Genomic DNA, 19429 nt, shown 5'->3' with positions numbered 1-19429 from the left:
CGGATCGCGCCCGGCGCCGGCGCGATCCGCCCGTGGCGCGCGCTGGCGCGCGCCTCCCGCAACCCGACGCGTCCCGTGTCCGCCCGCCGCCCACCATGTTCGATATTTCGCTTCCCGCCCTGCTCGCCCAACTGCTGGTGGGGCTGATCAACGGCTGCTTCTACGCCATCCTCAGCATGGGGCTGGCCATCATCTTCGGCCTGCTCAACATCGTCAATTTCACCCACGGCGCCCAGTTCATGATGGCGGCGTTCCTGGCGTGGATCGGCTTCACCCAGTTGCCGCAATGGCTGGGCCCGGGCGCGCAGATCAATTTCTGGGCGGCGCTGGTGCTGGCGCCGCTGATCGTCGGCGCGGTCGGCATCGTCATCGAAAAGACGCTGCTCAAACGGCTCTACCACCTGGACCACCTGTACGGCCTGCTGCTGACCTTCGGCATCGCGCTGATGATGGAGGGGGGCTTTCGCTACTTCTACGGCATTTCCGGCGTGGGCTACGAGCCGCCCGAGATCCTGCAGGGCGGCTTTGACCTGGGCTTCATGTTCCTGCCGGCGTACCGCGCCTTCGTGGTGGTGGCGTCGCTGCTGCTGTGCCTGCTGACCTGGTACCTGTTCGAGCGCACCCGCCTGGGCGCGCTGCTGCGCGCCGGCACGGAAAACGCCCGGCTGTTGCAGGCCTTCGGCGTCAACGTGCCGGTGATGATCACGTTGACCTACGGCTTCGGCGTGGCGCTGGCCGGCGTGGCCGGGGTGCTGGCCGCTCCCGTCATGCAGATCAATCCGCTGATGGGCTCGAACCTGCTCAACATCGTGTTCGCGGTGGTGGTGATCGGCGGTCTCGGTTCGATCATGGGCGCCATCGTCACCGGCCTGGCGCTGGGCCTGCTCGAAGGCCTGGCCAAGGTGTTCTATCCCGAAGCGTCCACCGTGGTCGTGTTCATCGTGATGGCGGTGGTGCTGCTGATGCGCCCCGCGGGCCTGTTCGGCAAGGAGAAATAAGGTGTCGCGCTTTCCTCTTTCGATCCGCATCCTGGCGCTGCTGCTGCTGCCGGCGCTGCTGGTTCCGTGGTTTCCGCAGGTCGTGTACCCGGTGTTCGTGATGAAGGTGTTGTGCTTCGCGCTGTTCGCGCTGGCGTTCAACCTGCTGACCGGCTTCACCGGCCTGGTGTCGTTCGGCCACGCCGCTTTCTTCGGCTGGGCCGGCTATGCCGCTGGCGAGATGATGATCCTGTATGGCGCGGCCGGCCTGCCGCCCGAACTGGCGATGCTGTGCGGCGTGGCCATGGCCGCCGTCATCGGCTACGCGATCGGCTGGCTGGCGATCCGCCGCACCGGCATCTATTTCGCCATGATCACGCTGGCCTTGTCGCAGGTGGCGTACTTCATGGCGGTGCAGGTCGGGTGGACGCGCGGCGAGGACGGCATGCAGGGCATCCCGCGCGGCCGGTTCCTGGGCCTGGTCGACCTGAGCGCCGACACCAACATGTACTACTTCACGCTGGGCGTGTTCGTGCTGGGGTTCCTGTTCGTCTACCGCGTCATCCATTCGCCCTTCGGACAGGTGCTCAAGACCATCCGCGACAACGCGCCGCGGGCGATTTCGCTGGGGTACGATACGGATCGGTGCAAACTGCTGGCGTTCGTGCTGTCGGCCTCGGTGGCCGGCCTGGCGGGCTCGCTCAAGGCGCTGGTGCTGCAACTGGTGGCGCTCAACGACGTGTCGCTGGCCACCTCCACCGAAGTCCTGCTGATGACGCTGCTGGGCGGTATCGGCACCGTGTGGGGCCCCGTGGTGGGCGCCACGCTGGTCGTCAGCCTGCAGAACTACCTGGCCACCCTGGGCGATGTCGTCACCATCGTCATCGGGTTGATTTTCGTGTTGTGCGTGTCGTTCTTCCGGCGCGGGTTCGTCGGCGAATGGCTGGCCTACACGCAGTGGCGCAAAACGAAGGAAAACAACCGTTGATGGCAGGAGCAGAACCCAAACGGCGCGCCGCCGACGTCGCCTATGACCAGATCGAGAGCATGATCGCCACGCTGCAATTGCAGCCCGGCAGCGCGGTCGTGGAAGCCGATCTGGTCGAAAAGACCGGCCTGGGCCGCACTCCGCTGCGCGAAGCCTTGCTGCGCATGGTGGCGGCCGGCCTGATCCGCCAGGAGCCGCGGCGCGGCCTGCGCGTGTCGATGATCCAACTGGCCGACCACATGGATCTGATCCAGACCCGCCGGGCGTTGGAACAATTGATCGCCGCCAGCGCCGCGCGCCGCGCGACGCCGGCGCAACGCGCCCAGATCGTCGAGTGCGCCACGCAGATGGTGCGCGCGGCCGAGGGCGGCAACCTGGACGACTACATGCAGGCCGACCAGTTGCTGGACCACGTCTGCCATGGCGCCTGCCGCAATGTATCGGCGGTGAATGCGGTGGAACCGCTGATCATCCAGTGCCGGCGCTTCTGGTACGCCTACCAGCACGAAGGCGATATCGCCGAGGGCGCGCGCCGCCACATGGCCATGGCGGCCGGCATCGCCACCGGCGACGAAGCCGCGGCCATCCAGGGCGCGGATTCGCTGATGGACTACCTGGAAATGTTCACGCGCAAGGTGATTGACGCGTAGCGCTGGCGGCCGGCGCGGTGTCCTTGGCGCCGCGCGCCAGCCACGCCATGACGCGCGGGCGGGCACGGTCGTACGCCAGGTTGTAGAAGAAGGCGTACGGCAGGTAGAACAGCACCAGCGCGATATCCAGCACGAAGGCCTGCCACAGGCTGATGCTGAGCCACCAGGCCGCCAGCGGGATCACGATGAGGATCAATCCGAGTTCGAAGCCGAACGCGTGGATGATCCGCACGCGCAGGTTGCGGGTGATGCCCAGGCGGTTTTCGAGGCGGTCGAAGCCGGCGTTGTAGATCATGTTCCAGAGCAGCGCGATCCAGGCGATCACGGCGGTCAGCACACCCATCTCGAACAGCGACTTGCCCATCGCCCACGCGGCCACGGGCGCGCACAGGCCGATGGCGAGGATTTCGAACAGGAAAGCGTGGAAAAAGCGCTCTTTGATGGTTTTCTTGGCTTGCGTCATGACCCACCGGCGGTCGGTTGCTTGAGTAACGGGGCGATTTTCGACGATATTTCCGGTACGATAAAGATGATATCCATCGGAAAAGCCGATACCCAGGAATCCCCCCATCCATGCGCCATTCCCTGGAATCCCTTGCCACCTTCGCCCAGGTGGCCGCCGAGGGCACCTTTTCGGCCGCGGCCCGCAAGCTGGGCAAGAGCCAGTCCACCGTCAGCGAGACCATCGCCAACCTCGAGGTGGACCTGAACGTGACGCTGTTCGACCGCGGCCAGCGCCAACCCGCGCTGACCGAGGTCGGCCAGGTGTTGCTGGGGCAGGCCTTGCAGGTGCTGGCGGCCAACGACCGCCTGAACCGCAGCGCCAGCCAGTTGTCGGCCGGTCTGGAACCGCGCCTGACGGTGGTGCTGTCGGACACGTTTCAGTCCGAGACCTTTGAGCACATGCTCAGCCAGATCGACCAGCGCTATCCGGCGCTGCGCTTCGAGTGCCTGATCGCGGAATACGAGGACGTGGTGGCACTGGTGCAGCAGGGCCGCGCCCACCTGGGGCTGATGGCGGCGCAGAACCGCTATCCGCCCGACATGGCGCACGCGACCCTGCGCGAAGCCTCGGAGATCGTGCTGTGCGTGGGTCGCGGTCATCCGCTGGCGGCATTGCCGGGGGTGACCAAGGATCGCTTGAAGACGGAAAGAGAATTGCGCCTGAGCACCTACGAACTGGACGACAAGGATCCCGCGCCGTCGCAATCGACCTGGTCCGCGCCGGGCTACCTGATGCTGCTGGAGATGGCCACGCTGGGTTTCGGCTGGACGGAATTGCCGCGCTGGATGCTGCAACGCTTCGGCCGCGGGCAACTGGTGGAATTGGCGGTGCCGGGGTGGCCGCGCCAGATCCGGGTGGACGCGGTCTGGTCGACCCGGCGGCCGCTGGGGCCGGCCGGCGCCTGGCTGCTGCAAAGCCTGACGCAGGCCTGAGGCCGGCCCTGGCGGACCTCGGCCCCCAGCTTAACGCGGGCTGAGCGGCAGGCGCGCAATGCGCACGCCGTTGGCGGCCAGCCAGTCACCCAGCTTGGGGCAGGCCAGCACGTCGTACTCCGCGCGGCGCTGGCGCGCCATGGCGCTGCCGCCGTGGCAATCCTTGGCCGGATGGCACATCAACAGATCGCAATCGCGGGCATTGAACAACCAGTTCTGCAGCAGGTCGGCGTAGCGCCGCTTGCCGCCCTCGAAACCGTAGACGCCCAGCAGGCGGCGATTGGTGCGCAGGCCCTCGCTGCGGGCGCGGCGGCCCAATTCGGCCGCGCCCAGCGCGCCGATGATGCGGGCCTTGATCGATTCGCGCAGCGGAGTACCGCAGAGCACGCCGGGCGCGGTCTGGCGCAACCAGGGCATGCGCGCGCCGTAGCGCTGCCTGAGCATGGCCAGCAGGCGTTCGCGGATCACGGGCAGTTGGTGCACGTGCTGATGCCCATCGACGTAGTCGGGCGCACGGCCGAAAGCGGCCTCGAAGGCATCGAACTGGCGCGCCAGGTGCTGGTCGACCCAGGCCGTGTCCAGGCGGCGGGTGTAGGCGCGCAGGATCAGGCGCGACAATGCGGGCAGGTCGGCGTCGAGAGCATTGCCCAGGGGTTCGGTGAAGTTCACATGCAGCCCGAGATCGGCGTCCTGCGCCGCCAGCCGCGCGGCATTGACGTTGAAGGTCGGGCCCAGCGACAGGCAACTGACCGCGCTCAACCGGCCCATGCCGGCGAGCGTGATCATGCCTTCATCAATGTCGGCATTCATGCCAAAATCATCACCGCAAACCACTATGCGTTTGGTCAAGCTCTCCCCCCGCTTTCTTTCCTCGACACGCCCCACATGCGCGCCCTGCTCCAGCAAGTCACCCTGTTCATCATCGTCGGATGCGCAGCGGCCGCCACCCACTGGGGCGTTGCCGTCGCCTGCGTCGAAGGCCTGGGCGCGGCCCCGCTCCTGGCCAACCTGATCGGCTGGCTGGTGGCGTTCGTGGTGTCCTTCAGCGGACACTATCGGCTCACGTTCAGACATTCGCAAACACCCTGGACCGTAGCAGTACGTCGTTTCTTCTTCATTTCAGCCGCGGGCTTTGTCATCAATGAATCCGCTTACGCCTGGTTGCTGCGGGTAACGGCAGTTCGCTACGACATCCTGCTGGCACTGATCCTGATTGCCCTGGCGGTCGCCACCTTCATCACGAGCCGGCTTTGGGCGTTCCGCCACAAGTCCGCTGTTTGAAGGCGGCATCCGACACCACCTGCCAGATCACGTATTTCACGCTGTTCGCCACCGGTTCCAGGCCGGCCAGCGCGCGGTAGTTGCCCGCGTCCGACTTGGTGCCCCAGACCCAGTAGCGGGCCCCATCGGGCGCGGCGCACAAACGGGCATGGAATTCATCCATGCCGATCAGCACCTGCTTGCCCACCTCGGGTTCGAACTTGGCCGCGTCGTACAGTTCCTTGCGCCAGTTGTCGCGCACCGGCACTTCCGGATTGAGCCAATCGTCCACCACCCAGCTCGGCTTGGGCGCCTGGGCGTACAGCGCCAGGTCGAACGGATAGGTGTGCAACGACACGTAGGTGTCGCCCGGCTGCGCCAGCGGCCGGATCACGGCGGCCAGCGGGCCCGCGCTGCCCCGGGCGCTGTGCGCGGCGATGCCGATGGCCAACACGCAGATGCCAGCGCCGACGCCGGCACAGATCCGCACCAGGCGCGGCGTCAGCATATCGGCCTTCTGGCGGCCGGCGGCAACGATCACCTCGGCCAGCAGGAACGCCAGCGGCGCCAGCGCCGGCAGCACATAGCCGACCAGCTTCGAATTGGGCAACGAGAAAAAGCCCACCACCACCACGAACCAGATCAGGGCCAGGCGGCGCAGGTCGCGCTGTGGACCGTCGGCCCAAAAGGCCTTGCGCAACACACCGCCGCCCCACAGCGACCAGGGCAGGCTCAGTCCCACCACCACGGGCAGGTAGAACCAGAACGGCTGGGCGTTGTTGAAGCCGGAGGCGGCAAAGCGCTGGAAGTGCTGGTAGACGAAGAAGTAGTCGTAGAAGCCGGGATAGCGCATCTGCATCAGCACGAACCACGGCACGGCGACCGCCGCGAACACCAGCAGCGCGGGCGGCCACAGCAGCGCGGCCAGCGCGCGCCAGCGACGCCCCCACACCAACCAGATGAACAGGATCGCGCCGGGCAGCACCAGCCCGATGAGGCCCTTGGCCAGCACCGCCAGGCCCGCCAGCGCCGCGGCCGCCAACGACATCCAGCGGTAGGCCTGGCCGCGCTCCAGGCGCAGCACGGTATCGGCCGCGGCCAGCACGCACAGCGTGATCATGCCGGCCACCAGCATGTCCAGGTTGGCGAACTGCGAACCGCCATAGAAGAAAGGAAGCGTCGCCAGCACCAAAGCGGTCAGCGTGGCGGTGGCGGCGTCGCGATAGCGCCGCACGAAACCGTACAGCGCGGCGATGGCGGCCCAACCCGCCAGCAGCGACGGCAGGCGCGCGGCCCACGGATGCACGCCGAACACGCTGAACGACAGCTCGGTCAGCCAGTAGTAGAGCGGCGGCTTGTGGAAATACGGCATGCCGTCAAGCAGCGGCACCATGTGCGAGCCGCTGCGCAGCATGTCCCAGGCGACACCGGCATAGCGGCCTTCGTCTGGCAGTGTCAGCGGCCGCACCCAGGCCAGGAAAGCCAGCCAGAAACCGATGGCGAGCAGAAACCATCCCGCCGGCGGGATCCTGGTGGAACGCGCCGGGTCTTGCATCGCGGCGGCCATCAGTGCGGAACCTTGCCAGTGCGGGCGGCCTGCCCCTGACGGCGGCGCACCACGAACAGCGGGCGCCCCTTGACCTCGTCGAAAATACGGGCCACGTATTCGCCCACCACGCCCAGCGAGATCAGATTGACGCCGGCAAAGAACAGCACCGCGGTAACGATGGTGGTCCAGCCGGAGACGGGGTTGCCGGACACCAGGTAGTCGATCACCAGGTAGATCGCGTAGGCCATCGCCAGCACGGCGAACAGCACGCCGACCAGGCTCACCAGGCGCAACGGCCAGGTGGTGAAGGCGGTCAGGCCGTCCAGCGCCAGCCGCGCCAGGCGCATGCTGCCGAAGCGGCTGTCGCCGTGCATGCGTTCGTCGGGTGTATAGGGCAAGGCCTCGCCCTTGAAGCCGACCCAGGCGTACAGGCCCTTCATGAAACGGGTGCGCTCGGGCAACGCGTTCAGCGCATCCACCACGTTGCGGCTCATCAGGCGGAAATCGCCGGCGTGGGCCGGCACATCGACGCCGCGGGCGCCGCTGAGCAATTTGTAGAACCAGCGGGCGCCGGTGCGCTTGACCCAGGATTCGTCGGTGCGCGTCTCGCGCACGGCGTAGACCATTTCGGCGCCGGCGGCCCAGCGTGCCAGCATCTGCTCGATCAGGGCCGGCGGGTGCTGCATGTCGGCGTCCAGGCAGATGACGACATCGCCGGTGGCGCTTTCAAGTCCGGCGCTCAGCGCGGCTTCCTTGCCGAAGTTGCGCGACAACTGCACGTAGCGAAAACCGTCGTATTGCGACCATTCGGCCATCAGCGCCTCGGTGCCGTCGGTGCTGCCGTCATCGGCGACGATGATCTCCCAGCCGGTGCACAGCGCCGCCAGGCGGCTGCGCAGCAGTGGCAGCAGCACGCGCAGGTTTTCGCATTCATTCAGGCAGGGAATGACACAGGTCACACAGGCGTCATACGGCACGTTGACGGCCGCCGTGGGCCAGACCGCGTCCACGGGGAGCGCTTTGGCCAGGACTTGCTGCCCCATGGGCTCGGACCGGAATTGGATATGCATGATGCTCTGAAATTGAAATACGGGACGCTATGGCCGGCAGTATGCGCAAACGGTCGTCGAATTTTCATCAAATGCGCCGCTATCGGACGAAGGGCAAGCAGGGCGATTCTAGAAAGCATCGCTAACCAAGGTATGAAGCGCCGTGAAGGCGGCGTGAATCTCTGTCCCCATTTTGTAAAGGGACGTAAAGCAGGCCCCGGCGCGCCTCGGTAAAATGCGCGAAGTTCTTGTTTTCGCAGGTGGTTATGCAATACCGAGTCCGCCCCATGCTGGCCGGCGACGTGGCAGGCATCCTGGATGTCCAGGCGCGCGCCTACCCGGAATTCCTGCTGGAAAGCGCTGATTTCTTCCTGAACCGTCTGACACTGGCGCCGACCCATTGCTGGGTGGCGCAAGCCGCCACGGACGGCCTGCTCGGCTATCTGGTGTCGTATCCCTGGGATGCGGGTCTGCCGCCCGCCCTGGACGCGCCCCTGGCCGCCTTGCCCGAGGCGGCCGATCACTGGTTCTTGCATGATTGCGCGGTGGCGCCCACGGCCCAGGGCCTCGGCGTGGGCCAGACGCTGCTGCGCACCGCGGCCGGGCACGCCGCGCAAGCGGGACTGCGGCGCGCCAGCCTGGTCTCGCTGGGGTCGGCGGTCGGTTACTGGGCGCGCCACGGTTACGCCCCGGTCGCGGCCGGCGGCCGCGACCTGGCCGACAAGCTCGCCGGCTACGGGGCGCACGCCAGTTACATGATGCGCGCCTTTCCGCTCTGATCCGCCGGGGCCGCGCCCCTGCTTCTTACGTCCGTTGCCGCGCGCGCCGCGCCGCCGGCGCCCCGTTAAGATGGGAAGGCCATCCCTGAAAGACATGGCGGCAACGATTCCGACAGCCCGACTTCGCCCCGCCGGGGCGTGAAGGTTTCCATGATTTCACTCTCGCCCGTCCAATCCCTGCTGGCCTGCTGCCTGGTGCTTGCCGTTGGCCGCCTCCTGACCACCCGTATCGGCGTGCTGGCGCGCTACAGCATCCCGGACCCGATCGTCGGCGGCCTGCTGTTCGCGATCGGCGCCTACGCGCTGTCGACCTGGGGCGGCCACGCCGTGTCGCTGGAAACCAGCATCAAGCCGACCCTGTTGCTGCTGTTCTTCGGCTGCATCGGCCTGACCGCCAACCTGAAGCTGCTGGCCAAGGGCGGCCCGCGGCTGATCGCCTTCCTGCTGGCGCTGATTCCTTTCCTGGTGCTGCAGAACGCGGTCGGGCTCGGCATGGCCTGGCTGCTGGACATGCATCCGCTGATGGGATTGCTGGGGGGCACCATCACGCTGGTCGGCGGCCATGGCACCGGCGCGGCCTACGCCACGCGCTTTGCCGACGTCAACAATATCCAGGACGTGATGGCGCTGGCCATGACCTCGGCGACGATCGGCCTGGTGCTGGGCGGCGTGGTCGGCGGCCCGGTGGCGGAATGGTTGATGCGCCGCCACAAGCTGGCCGGCAGCCTTGATCGGGCGTCGGCGGCGGGCCACGAGGCGCCGGACCTGGGCGCCGCCCAACCGCCGTCGACCGCTACGTCGTTCATCTCCTCGATGACCGCCGCCTTTGTCTGCCTGGTGGCCGGCGGCTACCTGGCCACGCTGGTGGAAGACGCGCCGGTGAGCCTGCCCAATTTCCTGTGGTGCCTGGCGACCGGTGTGCTGATCCGCAATGGTGGCGAGCACCTGGGGCTGAAGCTGGACGACCGCGCCACCGAGATCATCGGCACCACCGCGCTATCGCTGTTCCTGGCCATGACGATGATGACGCTGGATCTGACCAGCGTCGCGCGGCTGGCCGGGCCGCTGGCGCTGATCCTGGCGGTGCAGACGCTTTTCTGCGCGTTGTATTCGGCCTGGGTGGTGTTCCGCCTGCTCAAGCGCGACTACGAAGCGGCCATCATGTCGGCCGCGTTCTGTGGCTTCTCGCTGGGCGCCACCGCCACCGCCATCGCCAACATGCAGGCGCTGACGCGGCGCCACGGCCCCGCGCCGCAGGCCTTCATCGTGGTGCCGGTGACCGGCGCATTCCTGGTGGACATCCTCAACGTGATCGTACTGACCTCGCTGATTTCGCTGCCGTTCGTGGGGGGGATGTGAACATGCTCAAACGCTTGCTTCTGCTGGCCCTGTGCCTGCTGCTGGCCGCCTGCGGCCGCGCCCCCGATGCCGACGCGCTGCGCGCCGATGTCGAACGCAGCCTGGCCGCCACCTACGGCGCGGGTCTGTTCCGCATCGACGAACTCAAGCGCATGGGTTCCGCCACGGACAGCAGCGCCCCGGCCGGTGAAAGCCGCCGCGTGATCTATTACGACCTGCGGCTGACCGTGACCCGCGACATCTCGCTCGGCGCCTGGGATCAACCCGGCGCGGCGGCGCTGGTGACGCTGCTGGGCGCCGGCCCGCGCAGCATCAACGGCGTGAAATCCAGCGGCAACCAGGCCGGTGACCAGATCGTCGCCCACGCCAGCGCCATCTACCGCAAGGAAGGCGACACCTGGACGCTGGTGACGCCGGCCGGCTTCAAGGCCGCTGAAGCGCCGTCGCTGGACACCGGCGCGCCGCCGCCCGTGACGCAACGGCTGCTGGACACGCTCGACCAGATCACCCATTCGGTCGCGTACAACGCCTCCAGCACGGCCCAGCACGTGGTGCAGCAGGAACTGGAACGCTCCGTGGCCCGCATCAACGGCCGGCTGGCAAGGCTGCAACAGGGCTATCCCCTGGCCGGCGGCCCCGATCGCGGCGAGTATGTCGCCTTCGCGCGCGCGCTGGCGACGGTAGGCCAGGCGCGCCAGATCCGCGTCACGCCGCTGATCACCAGCGGCGGAGCCGAGAACATCGCCCTGCTGCGCAGCGGCGACGCCGTGGTGGGACTGGCCCAGGCCGATACCGCCAAGCTGGCATACGAAGGCCGCGGCCCGTTCGCCTCGCAAGGGCCGTTCACCCGCCTGCGCGCCTTGGGCAGCCTCTACCCCGAGATGGTGCACATCGTCGTGCGCGACGACGCCAGGCTGCGCGGCGTGCGCGACCTCAAAGGCAAGAAAATCGCGCTCGGCGCGGAAGGGTCGGCGGTACGGGCCACACTGGAAATCGTGCTGGCGGCGCATGGCCTGCAGGCCGGGCGCGACTACGAGGCCGTGGCCATGCCCTTCACCGCCGCCTTGCCGGCACTGTCCGCCGGCACGATCGACGCCGCGACGCAGGTGATCGGCATCCCCGCCACGCCCTTGCGCGACGCCTTGACGCAGGCGCACCTGAAGCTGCTGCCGCTCGATCCGGCGGCGGTCAAGGCGCTGGCCGCCCAGGACAACGCGCTGATCCCGCTGGAGATCGCGGGGAGTACCTATCCGAACCAGCCCGACCCGGTCGCCACCGTCGGCACCGCGGCGCTGCTGCTGACCACCTCGGACCTGACCCGCGATGAAGCGCTGCAGGTGGTCCGGGCGGTCTACCAGACCGGACTGGACATGCTGGCTGCCGGCTCAGCCCAGGGCGCCCAGGTCAGCGTCGCCAACGCCCGGCGCGGCCTGAGCGTGCCGTTGCACGACGGCGCCGAGGAAGGCCTGGCCGCGCTGGAGAATGCCGCCCCCCGCTGAAGGCGCTTGCGCTTATGATGGCGCTCCCAATCAGGAATCCTCATGAACAAATTCGATCTGCAAAAGAACCAGGCGCTGAAACTGGCCGGCCAACTCAAACAGGCCGCCACGCCCGACCGTTTCGGCACGGCCTCGCAGGCGCCCGACCGCCGCGAGCAGCGCAAGCTCGACCAGGCCGCCGGCCTGGTGCCCTTTCCGCTGAAGCTGTCGCAGGCCCAGGCCGACCGCCTGCGCGCGGCGGCGGCCGAACGCGGACTGAGCACCAACGACATCATCGCCGACGCCTTGCAGAAGGCGCTGGGTTGATGCACATCTGGGTCGATGCGGACGCCTGCCCCGGAGTCATCAAAGACATCCTGTTCCGCGCCGCGCAACGCTGGCAGATGCACCTGACCCTGGTGGCGAACCAGGCGCTGCACACGCCGCCGTCGCCGTTGATCCGCGCGGTGCAGGTGCCGCGCGGCTTCGATGTGGCCGACGCCCATATCGCCGAACGCGCGGCGCCCGGCGACCTGGTGATCACCGGCGACATTCCGCTGGCGGCGCAGGTGCTGGAAAAAGGCGCCATGGCGCTGAACCCGCGCGGCGAGCGCTATTCGCCGGAGACGATCCGCGAACGGCTGGCCCTGCGGGACATGATGGAGGAGTTGCGCGCGAGCGGTGTGGACATTGGCGGCCCCGCGTCGTTCAGCCAGGCCGATCGCAAGGCTTTCGCCAACCAGCTCGACACCTTGCTGGCGCGCGCGGCGCGGCTGGCCGCGCCCAAGGCCTGAACCGCGCCGATCGGCCGGCCCGGCCTCAATAGAAGGTGATGTATGCCTTGTAGATGATGGTGCCGATCGCCGTGATCAGGCCGATGCCCATCAATCCCATGCCGATGTTGCGATCCCGCAGCCCGAACCCGAGCAGCATGAGCGCCACGCCGGTGACGATGATGATCAACATGGTGTTGGTGCTGGGGTGCATGGCGGTCTCCGGGTAAACGGCGCGGTCATCATCGCAACCGGCATCCTGGCCATTGCGGCCGGCGCGCCGATCAAGGGTGCAACTTCAGATTGCATCATAGTCAACCTGCGACACGATGGCGCGCAAATGCCCGGCGCGCGCTTGCGGCAGATCAAGGCACGGCAGATCAAGGGGGCAGGCCCCCCCCACTCGCCGCGCGAAAACAATTCACTCGCCGCGCGAAAACAAAAAAGCCAACCGCATGGGTTGGCTTCATTGTTGACGACATTGCTGGCTTGATCGCCTGTCTCGAATCGCGCTGGCCGGCTTTGGGCCGGGCATGCTTTTCGAGGGTCTTTGGTGGGTAGTACTGGGTTCGAACCAGTGACCCCTGCCGTGTGAAGGCAGTGCTCTACCACTGAGCTAACCACCCCGAAAGAGGCGAAATATTAGCACGCTTTTTTGAAAGTGTGCAAGTCGCCCGCAAAAAGATTCAGGCAGCCACCACCGGCGCGTCCAACTTGCGCCAGACGCATTCGCCGCCGACCGATTTATCCAGCGCCGCCAGATAGGCCTCGTGCTCGGCCAGCTCGGCCTCGCTGGCCGTCACCACCGGCAGGCCGGAGGCGTCGAACTTGGCCAGCACCACCCCGCCACTGGCTCCCGTGTCGTTGTCATCGACATCGATCAGCAGCGCGTCCTGGCCGCGCGTCATGGCCAGCCAGACTTCCGCCAGCAACTGCGAGTCGAGCAATGCGCCGTGCAGCGTGCGGTGCGCGTTGGAGATGCCGAAACGGTCGCACAGCGCGTCCAGCGAGTTGCGCTTGCCGGGGAACAGCGAGCGCGCGTGCAGCAGCGAGTCGATGACCGAGTCGCAATACTCGGTGATCGGGCCGCGCCCGGTCTTGGCCAGCTCGGCGTTGAAGAACTTCACGTCGAACGCCGCGTTGTGCGCGATCAGCTCGGCGCCCTGGATGAACTTGACGAACTCGTCGGCCACGTCGCTAAAGCGCGGCTTGTCGGACAGGAACTCGGTGGTCAGGCCGTGCACCGCCAGCGCCTCCGGATCGCTGTCGCGGTCCGGATTCAGGTAGATGTGCAGGTTGTTGCCGGTGGCCATCCGGTTGACCAGTTCGACGCAGCCGATTTCGACGATGCGGTGTCCCTGGGCCGGATCGAGCCCGGTGGTTTCAGTGTCAAAGATGATCTGGCGCATAAAGCTATTCCGACGCGTGGGCCGCGGACGCCGACGGCGCCTGGCCATCCGCCGGTGCGGCCGGGGGATGCGTTGCGCTGCCGGCCGGGCCGGGTTTCCTGCGTGCGGTGGCGATCAGGGTGTAGGCCACCGGCACGACGAACAAGGTCAATAGTGTACCCAGCATCAGCCCGCCCACCAGCACCCAGCCGATCTGCTGGCGCGATTCGGCGCCCGCGCCCGCGGACAGCGCCAGCGGCACGGTGCCCAGCACCATGGCGCCGGTGGTCATCAGGATCGGCCGCAGGCGCAGCACGCTGGCCTCGGTCACGGCTTCGAACAGCGCCTTGCCCTCGTCGCGCAGCTGGTTGGTGAACTCGACGATCAGGATGCCGTGCTTGGTGATCAGGCCCACCAGCGTGATCAGGCCGATCTGGCTGTAGATCGACAGCGTGCCGCCGGTCAGCCACAGCGCCAGCAGCGCGCCGGTCATGGACAGCGGCACCGACAACATGATGATGAAGGGGTTGCGCCAGCTTTCGAACTGCGCCGCCAGCACCAGATAGATGAAGGCCAATGCCATCGCGAACACCAGGTAGATGCTGCCGGAGGAATCGCGGAACTCGCGCGACTGGCCGTCCAGGTCGGTCACCACGGTGTTGGGCAGCACTTCGCGCGCCACCTGCTGCATGTGCGCCAGCACTTCGCCCAGCGCGTAGCCCGGCGCCACGGCGGCGTCGATCTTGACCGCGCGCAGGCGGTTGAAGTGGTTCAGCGACTGCGGCGACACGCCTTCGTGCACCGCCACCAGGTTGTCCAGCTGCACCATGCTGCCGTCGCGCGCCCGCACGTGGATGCCGGAGATGTCGGTGGGGGTGGCGCGGTCGCGCGGCGTCACCTGCACGATCACGTCGTATTGCTCGCCCTGATCCTTGTAGCGGGTCACCTGGCGTCCGCCCAGCATCGACTCCAGCGTGCGGCCCACGGTGTCGACATTGGCGCCGACGTCGGCCATCTTGTCGCGGTCGACCCGCACCCGCAGCTCGGGCGTGTTCAGGCGCAGGTCGGTGTCCAGGTTGAGCAGGCCGGGATACTTGCGCAGTTCGGTCAGGAACACCTCGGTCAGGCGCGACAGCTCCTCGTACGAGGCCTGGCTCATGATGATGAATTCGACCGGCTTGGAGCGCGCCGATTGCCCCAGCGACGGCGGATTGGTCGGAAACGCCCGCACGCCGGGCAGGGACGAGAACAGCGGTTGCAGTTCCTGCGTGATGGCCTGCTGGCGGCGGCCGCGCGCTTCCCAGGGCTTGAGACGCAGGATCGCGGTGCCGTCGGTAACCGTGGGGAAACCCACCGTCACCTGGCTGCCACTGGCCTCGGGAATGGCGGCGTAGAACTTTTCGATACCAAGCATGCTGTCGAGGGTGTAGTTCAGCGTCGCGCCTTCCGGCGAACTGACGATGCCGAACACCACGCCGCGGTCCTCGACCGGGGCCAGCTCGCTCTTGACCACCTTGAACAACACGCCGCTGCCGGCCGCGACCGCCAGGCCGATCGCCACCACCACCCAACGGTGGCGCAGCGACAGCGCCAGCGCTCGCCTGTAGCCATTGCTCATCGCGTTGAGCCAGCCTTCGATCAGGTTGTACCAGCGACTATGGCTGCTCTGGTGGCGCAACAGCACCGAGCACATCATCGGCGTCAGGGTCAGCGCCACGAAACCCGACACCAGCACCGCACCGGCCAGCGCCAGCGCGAACTCGATGAACAGCCGCCCTGTGCGGCCGGTGGCGAACGCCAGCGGCGCGTACACCGTCACCAGCGTCATGGTCATGGCCACCACGGCGAAGCCGATCTCGCGCGACCCGCGCAGCGCCGCTTCCTTGCGCGGCATGCCGTCCTCGATGTGGCGGTAGATGTTTTCCAGCACCACGATGGCGTCGTCCACCACCAGGCCGATGGCCAGCACCATGGCCAGCAGCGTCAGCGTGTTGATCGAAAAGCCGAACAGGTACATCAGCGCGCAGGCGCCCACCAGCGACACCGGGATGGTGACGATGGGAATGATGCTGGCGCGCAGATTGCGCAGGAAGAAGAAGATCACCAGCACCACCAGGACGATGGCTTCGCCGATGGTGTGGAACACCGAATCGATGGAGCGTTCGATGAACACCGACGAGTCGTAGGCGATGGTCAGCTTCATGCCCGCGGGCAGGTTCTCGTTCAGCCGCGCCACTTCCTCGCGCGCGGCCTTGGATAGTTCCAGCGGGTTGGCGGTGGACTGGCGCGTCACGCCGATGTTGATGGCCGGCTTGCCATTGAAGCGCGACAGGATGCGGTCGTTGGCGGCGCCGATCTCGACCTTGGCGACGTCGCGCAGCCGCACCGGATAGCCCTTCACGTTGGCGACGATGACGTTTTCGAACTGCGCCGGCGTCTGCAGGTCGGTGGACGACACCACCGAGAATTCGCGCGCCCGCGACTCGATGCGCCCGGCCGGGATTTCCACGTTCTGGCTGCGCAGCGCCGATTCCACGTCCTGCACCGTCAGGCCGTAGGCCGCCAGCTTGTCGCGGTCGACGTAGATGCGCATGGACGGCAGGCGTTCGCCGAACACGCGCACTTCGGCCGCGCCGGGCAGCACCGACAGGCGCGTCTTGATGTAGCGGTTGATGTAGTCGGAGGTCTGGATCGCCGAGTACGAACCAGACTCGACCGCGATGTAGATGATGGGCTGCGAATCGGCCTCGACCTTGCCGATGATGGGCTCGTCGATTTCGTCGGGCAGGAAGCGGCGCGCGCGCGAGACCTTGTCGCGCACCTCGGCCGCCGCCGCGTCCGGATTGCGCGACAGGTTGAACTTGATGTTGATCAGGCTGCGCTCGGAGCGGCTGCGCGAGGTCATCACGTCCACGCCTTCGATGCCGGCCAACTGGTCTTCCAGCGGCTTGGTCACCTGCGACTCGATCACCTCGGGCGAGGCGCCCTTGTAGGTGGTGTCGACCGACACGATGGGCTCGTCGATCTTGGGATATTCGCGCACCGTCAGGCGCGAATACGAGATCAGGCCGATCAGCACGATGACCAGCGACAGCACCGACGCGAACACCGGGCGCTGGATACAGGTTTCCGAGATACGCATGAGGGGCCGCCGCTCGCTGGAATAGTGGCGTCAGGCGCCGTTGTTCACGACCTGCACCGGGCCGCCATCGGTGACGCGCTGCAACCCCGACACCACCAACTGGTCGCCCGCCGCCACGCCCGTCAGGATCTCGACCTTGCCTTCGCGGCGCTCGCCGATGGTGACCTCGCGGCGCTCGGCCACGCCATTCTTGACGCGGTACACATACTGGGTCTCGCCGGACGGCGCCAGCGCCGCTTCGGGCGCGACCAGCGCCTTGTCCTGGCTGAACAGCAGTTGCACGCGCGCGAACATGCCCGGACGCAGCAGCGAATCCTGGTTGGCCACGGTGGCGCGCAACAGGATGGAGCGGCCCCCGGCGTCGACCAGCGGGCTGACCGCGTACACCAGGCCGGGGCGTTCCTGGCCCGGCAAGGCGTCCAGCCGCAAGGTCAGTTGCTGGCCCACGCCCACCTTGCTCAGGTACATTTCCGGCACGCGGAAATCCACCTTGAGCGGATCGATCGCCTCCAGCGGCGCCAGATCCTGGCCCTGGTTCACGTAATCGCCCACGGACACACTGCGCAGGCCGGCGAAACCGGCGAAGGGCGCGGTGATGGTCATTTTGTCCAAGCGGGCCTGGGCCAGCGCCACCGCGGCCTCCTGCACCTTGAGCGTGCTGGCCGACTCGTCGCGCGCCTGCTGGCTGACGAAGCCCTTGGCCTGCAGCGCCACGGCGCGGCGATAGTGGCTCTGCGCCAGCGCCAGATTGGCGCGCGCCTGCGCCAGCTCGGCGCGCGGCACCGAATCGTCCAGGCGGATCAACGCCTGCCCGCGCTGGACGGGCTGACCTTCCTTGAATTCGATCGACTGGATGCGGCCGGCCACTTCGGGCCGCAGCATCACGGCCTCATCCGAGCGCAGGCTGCCGACCGCCGACAGGCCGCGGGCGAACGGAATTTCGGCGACGGCGGCCACCTCGACCCGCACCGGGGCCGGCCTGGCGGCCGGTTTGGCCGGCGCGGCGGCGCTGACGGCCGTTGGCGCGGACGCCAGCCAGCGTGGCACGAATACGCCCAGTGCGGCCCCCGCGGCCACACCTGCCGCGATGGCGGCCAGCAATACAGCTTTTTTCATGCGAATGTGGCGGTATCGCGGCGCGTGCCAGGCATCCCCCGCTGGGACGGCGCCGCAGGATCAGGAACAAGGGTTGGCACTTTAGCACCGGATTTACAACCTGGAACAATCCTGAAGCGGGCTGAAAGCAGTATTGCCCCCGAACCAGGGTATATCCCGATGCGCGGGCGGGGCTCAGGCCCGCCGGACGGCCTCGACGCCCTGGTTGGCCAACTGGTCGGCACGCTCGTTGCCGGGGTCGCCGGCGTGGCCGCGGACCCAGCGCCACGACACGGTGTGGCGGCGCACCTGATCGTCCAGCGCCTGCCACAGCTCGGCATTCTTGACCGGCTTCTTGTCCGCCGTCATCCAGCCGCGCCGCTTCCAGTTGGCGAGCCATTCGGTCATGCCCTTCATGACGTACTGGGAATCGGTATGGATGGTGACGGCGCACGGACGCTTGAGCGCGCGCAGCCCCTCGATCACGGCCAGCAGTTCCATGCGGTTGTTGGTGGTCCGGGCCTCGCCGCCGTGCAGGGTCTTTTCGTGCACGCCGGCGCGCATCAGCACGCCCCAGCCACCCGGGCCGGGATTGCCCTTGCAGGCGCCGTCGGTCCACATTTCCACATTCTGGTCGTTCGCGTTGTTGTCCTGCATGGTGCTGCTTGTATGTCCTTGTTCTTTCAATGTGAATGCGGGCGAGCGCTCAGGAGCGGTCGCAGCCGCCGTCGGCCTGGCGGTTGACCACCACCGACGCGGCGCGGGCCCGCTTGGGCCTGGTCTTCCAGGCCGGGCCGATGATACGCATGCCGGCCACGCGCTTGACGGCCGACACCAGGTAGACCGCGCCGCCCAGGCTCCACCAGCGCGCGCCGGCCGACTCCAGGAAGCCCCAGCGCTGCAGCCATTTCTCGCTGCGGCAGGCCGGCGCGTAACAGCCGAAATGGCTTTGCTCGACTTCCAGCGACAGCAGCTTGAACCAGTCCTTCAGGCGCGGCAGCGAGACCTGGGCCGACGGCGGCTGGGGCAGCCAGGGTTCCATGCCCGGCATGCGCGTGCGCGCGCCCCACATGCTCCAGGGGTTGAAGCCGGAGATCACCACCCGCCCTTCCGGCACCAGCACGCGCTCGACCTCGCGCAACACGTTGTGCGGATCATGGGTGCACTCGAAGGCGTGCGGCAGGATCAGCAGGTCAACGCTCTGCGATTCGAACGGCAGCGCCTCGGGCTGCGCCAGCACCACCCGCGACTGCCAGCCGGCGATATTCTCGGGCGTGGGCGTCTCGGTGCCGACGTAACCCTTGAACGGCATGCGGTTGGCGCGCAGCAGGTTCAGGTCGGCCAGTCCGACCTGCCAGGCGTAATATCCGAACACGTCCGCCACGGCCGCGTCGAACTGCGCGCGCTCCCAGGCCAGGGCGTATTGCCCTGGCGGGGTCTGGAACCATTCGGCCAGTTCTACAATCGGCGGAGTTTCTTCTGCCACGTCCTCTTCCTTCGAATCC

21 protein-coding genes and 1 tRNA gene are annotated in these 19429 nt (G+C 67.4%); 11 read left to right on the top strand and 11 right to left on the bottom strand.

Annotated elements, in window-relative coordinates; all coding sequences use genetic code 11:
- Positions 1-95 precede the first annotated feature (95 nt).
- Genes ACN6O8_RS18825 through ACN6O8_RS18815 form a run of 3 tightly spaced genes read left to right on the top strand, consistent with a single transcriptional unit; the run spans position 96 to position 2615 of the window.
- Positions 96-998 carry a branched-chain amino acid ABC transporter permease gene (locus tag ACN6O8_RS18825; protein ID WP_427992565.1) on the top strand — a complete coding sequence of 301 codons (903 nt, stop codon included), beginning with the start codon at positions 96-98 and terminating at the stop codon, positions 996-998.
- A 1-nt stretch (position 999) separates the two neighbouring features.
- On the top strand, positions 1000-1965 hold the full coding sequence (locus ACN6O8_RS18820; protein WP_427992515.1) for a branched-chain amino acid ABC transporter permease: 966 nt from the start codon (positions 1000-1002) through the stop codon (positions 1963-1965).
- Positions 1965-2615 carry a GntR family transcriptional regulator gene (locus ACN6O8_RS18815; protein ID WP_427992514.1) on the top strand — a complete coding sequence of 217 codons (651 nt, stop codon included), beginning with the start codon at positions 1965-1967 and terminating at the stop codon, positions 2613-2615. The genes ACN6O8_RS18820 and ACN6O8_RS18815 overlap by 1 nt, the downstream gene beginning before the upstream one ends.
- On the opposite strand, the gene ACN6O8_RS18810 is transcribed toward ACN6O8_RS18815, so the two are convergent.
- A complete protein-coding gene (locus ACN6O8_RS18810) occupies positions 2590-3078 on the bottom strand; it encodes a multidrug/biocide efflux PACE transporter (RefSeq protein WP_427992513.1) in 489 nt (162 codons plus the stop codon). The two genes, ACN6O8_RS18815 and ACN6O8_RS18810, sit on opposite strands and share 26 nt — an antisense overlap.
- 110 nt (positions 3079-3188) lie before the next feature.
- On the opposite strand from ACN6O8_RS18810, the gene ACN6O8_RS18805 reads away from it, so the two are divergent.
- Positions 3189-4052 carry a LysR family transcriptional regulator gene (locus tag ACN6O8_RS18805; RefSeq protein ID WP_427992512.1) on the top strand — a complete coding sequence of 288 codons (864 nt, stop codon included), beginning with the start codon at positions 3189-3191 and terminating at the stop codon, positions 4050-4052.
- Between the two features lie 30 nt (positions 4053-4082).
- Here the strand turns inward: ACN6O8_RS18805 and ACN6O8_RS18800 are convergent, their stop codons facing one another.
- On the bottom strand, positions 4083-4901 hold the full coding sequence (locus ACN6O8_RS18800) for a ChbG/HpnK family deacetylase (protein ID WP_427992511.1): 819 nt from the start codon (positions 4899-4901) through the stop codon (positions 4083-4085).
- A 36-nt stretch (positions 4902-4937) separates the two neighbouring features.
- Here ACN6O8_RS18800 and ACN6O8_RS18795 point away from each other — a divergent pair, with 36 nt between their 5' ends.
- On the top strand, positions 4938-5333 hold the full coding sequence (locus tag ACN6O8_RS18795; RefSeq protein ID WP_427992510.1) for a GtrA family protein: 396 nt from the start codon (positions 4938-4940) through the stop codon (positions 5331-5333).
- Here the strand turns inward: ACN6O8_RS18795 and ACN6O8_RS18790 are convergent.
- Both ACN6O8_RS18790 and ACN6O8_RS18785 read right to left on the bottom strand, forming a co-directional pair.
- Complete coding sequence (locus tag ACN6O8_RS18790; RefSeq protein ID WP_427992509.1) at positions 5290-6879, bottom strand: ArnT family glycosyltransferase; 1590 nt, start codon at positions 6877-6879, stop codon at positions 5290-5292. The two genes, ACN6O8_RS18795 and ACN6O8_RS18790, sit on opposite strands and share 44 nt — an antisense overlap.
- Positions 6879-7931, bottom strand: a complete 1053-nt coding sequence (locus tag ACN6O8_RS18785) for a glycosyltransferase family 2 protein (protein WP_427992508.1) — start codon at positions 7929-7931, stop codon at positions 6879-6881. The genes ACN6O8_RS18790 and ACN6O8_RS18785 overlap by 1 nt, the downstream gene beginning before the upstream one ends.
- A 266-nt stretch (positions 7932-8197) precedes the next feature.
- Here ACN6O8_RS18785 and ACN6O8_RS18780 point away from each other — a divergent pair, with 266 nt between their 5' ends.
- The 5 genes from ACN6O8_RS18780 (at position 8198) to ACN6O8_RS18760 (ending at position 12320) form a co-directional block, all read left to right on the top strand.
- Complete coding sequence (locus tag ACN6O8_RS18780) at positions 8198-8689, top strand: GNAT family N-acetyltransferase (protein WP_427992564.1); 492 nt, start codon at positions 8198-8200, stop codon at positions 8687-8689.
- Between the two features lie 150 nt (positions 8690-8839).
- The gene (gene gltS / locus ACN6O8_RS18775) at positions 8840-10048 is read left to right on the top strand and encodes a sodium/glutamate symporter (RefSeq protein ID WP_427992507.1); all 1209 of its coding nucleotides are present in this window, start codon (positions 8840-8842) and stop codon (positions 10046-10048) included.
- A gap of 2 nt (positions 10049-10050) precedes the next feature.
- Entirely contained in the window at positions 10051-11547 is a 1497-nt protein-coding gene (locus tag ACN6O8_RS18770; protein ID WP_427992506.1) for a TAXI family TRAP transporter solute-binding subunit, read from the top strand.
- 42 nt (positions 11548-11589) lie between these two features.
- Positions 11590-11853: a hypothetical protein gene (locus ACN6O8_RS18765; RefSeq protein ID WP_427992505.1), complete on the top strand. Its 264-nt coding sequence runs from the start codon at positions 11590-11592 to the stop codon at positions 11851-11853.
- Positions 11853-12320, top strand: coding sequence for a YaiI/YqxD family protein (locus tag ACN6O8_RS18760; protein WP_427992504.1), 468 nt, complete (start codon positions 11853-11855; stop codon positions 12318-12320). Before ACN6O8_RS18765 ends, ACN6O8_RS18760 begins: the two co-directional genes overlap by 1 nt.
- A gap of 25 nt (positions 12321-12345) precedes the next feature.
- Here the strand turns inward: ACN6O8_RS18760 and ACN6O8_RS18755 are convergent, their stop codons facing one another.
- Positions 12346-12513 (bottom strand): hypothetical protein, encoded by a 168-nt coding sequence (locus ACN6O8_RS18755; protein ID WP_006388695.1) that lies wholly within the window; start codon positions 12511-12513, stop codon positions 12346-12348.
- On the opposite strand from ACN6O8_RS18755, the gene ACN6O8_RS18750 reads away from it, so the two are divergent.
- On the top strand, positions 12508-12792 hold the full coding sequence (locus ACN6O8_RS18750; protein ID WP_427992503.1) for a hypothetical protein: 285 nt from the start codon (positions 12508-12510) through the stop codon (positions 12790-12792). The two genes, ACN6O8_RS18755 and ACN6O8_RS18750, sit on opposite strands and share 6 nt — an antisense overlap.
- 58 nt (positions 12793-12850) lie before the next feature.
- On the opposite strand, the gene ACN6O8_RS18745 is transcribed toward ACN6O8_RS18750, so the two are convergent.
- The 6 genes from ACN6O8_RS18745 to ACN6O8_RS18720 form a co-directional block, all read right to left on the bottom strand.
- Positions 12851-12925: transfer RNA gene (locus ACN6O8_RS18745), tRNA-Val, on the bottom strand.
- A gap of 60 nt (positions 12926-12985) precedes the next feature.
- Entirely contained in the window at positions 12986-13708 is a 723-nt protein-coding gene (gene dnaQ, locus ACN6O8_RS18740) for a DNA polymerase III subunit epsilon (protein WP_427992502.1), read from the bottom strand.
- A 4-nt stretch (positions 13709-13712) separates the two neighbouring features.
- A complete protein-coding gene (locus ACN6O8_RS18735) occupies positions 13713-16829 on the bottom strand; it encodes an efflux RND transporter permease subunit (protein ID WP_427992501.1) in 3117 nt (1038 codons plus the stop codon).
- A 30-nt stretch (positions 16830-16859) separates the two neighbouring features.
- On the bottom strand, positions 16860-17945 hold the full coding sequence (locus ACN6O8_RS18730) for an efflux RND transporter periplasmic adaptor subunit (protein ID WP_427992500.1): 1086 nt from the start codon (positions 17943-17945) through the stop codon (positions 16860-16862).
- A gap of 174 nt (positions 17946-18119) precedes the next feature.
- Positions 18120-18581: a ribonuclease HI gene (rnhA, locus tag ACN6O8_RS18725; RefSeq protein ID WP_427992499.1), complete on the bottom strand. Its 462-nt coding sequence runs from the start codon at positions 18579-18581 to the stop codon at positions 18120-18122.
- Between the two features lie 49 nt (positions 18582-18630).
- Positions 18631-19410: a class I SAM-dependent methyltransferase gene (locus tag ACN6O8_RS18720; RefSeq protein WP_427992498.1), complete on the bottom strand. Its 780-nt coding sequence runs from the start codon at positions 19408-19410 to the stop codon at positions 18631-18633.
- Positions 19411-19429 lie beyond the last annotated feature (19 nt).

The sequence above is a fragment of the Achromobacter sp. genome, assembly GCF_050285565.1.
GTDB lineage: Bacteria > Pseudomonadota > Gammaproteobacteria > Burkholderiales > Burkholderiaceae_B > Achromobacter.
The sequence above is the reverse complement of the archived record's forward strand: the minus strand, read 5'-3'. Positions and strand labels throughout refer to the sequence as shown.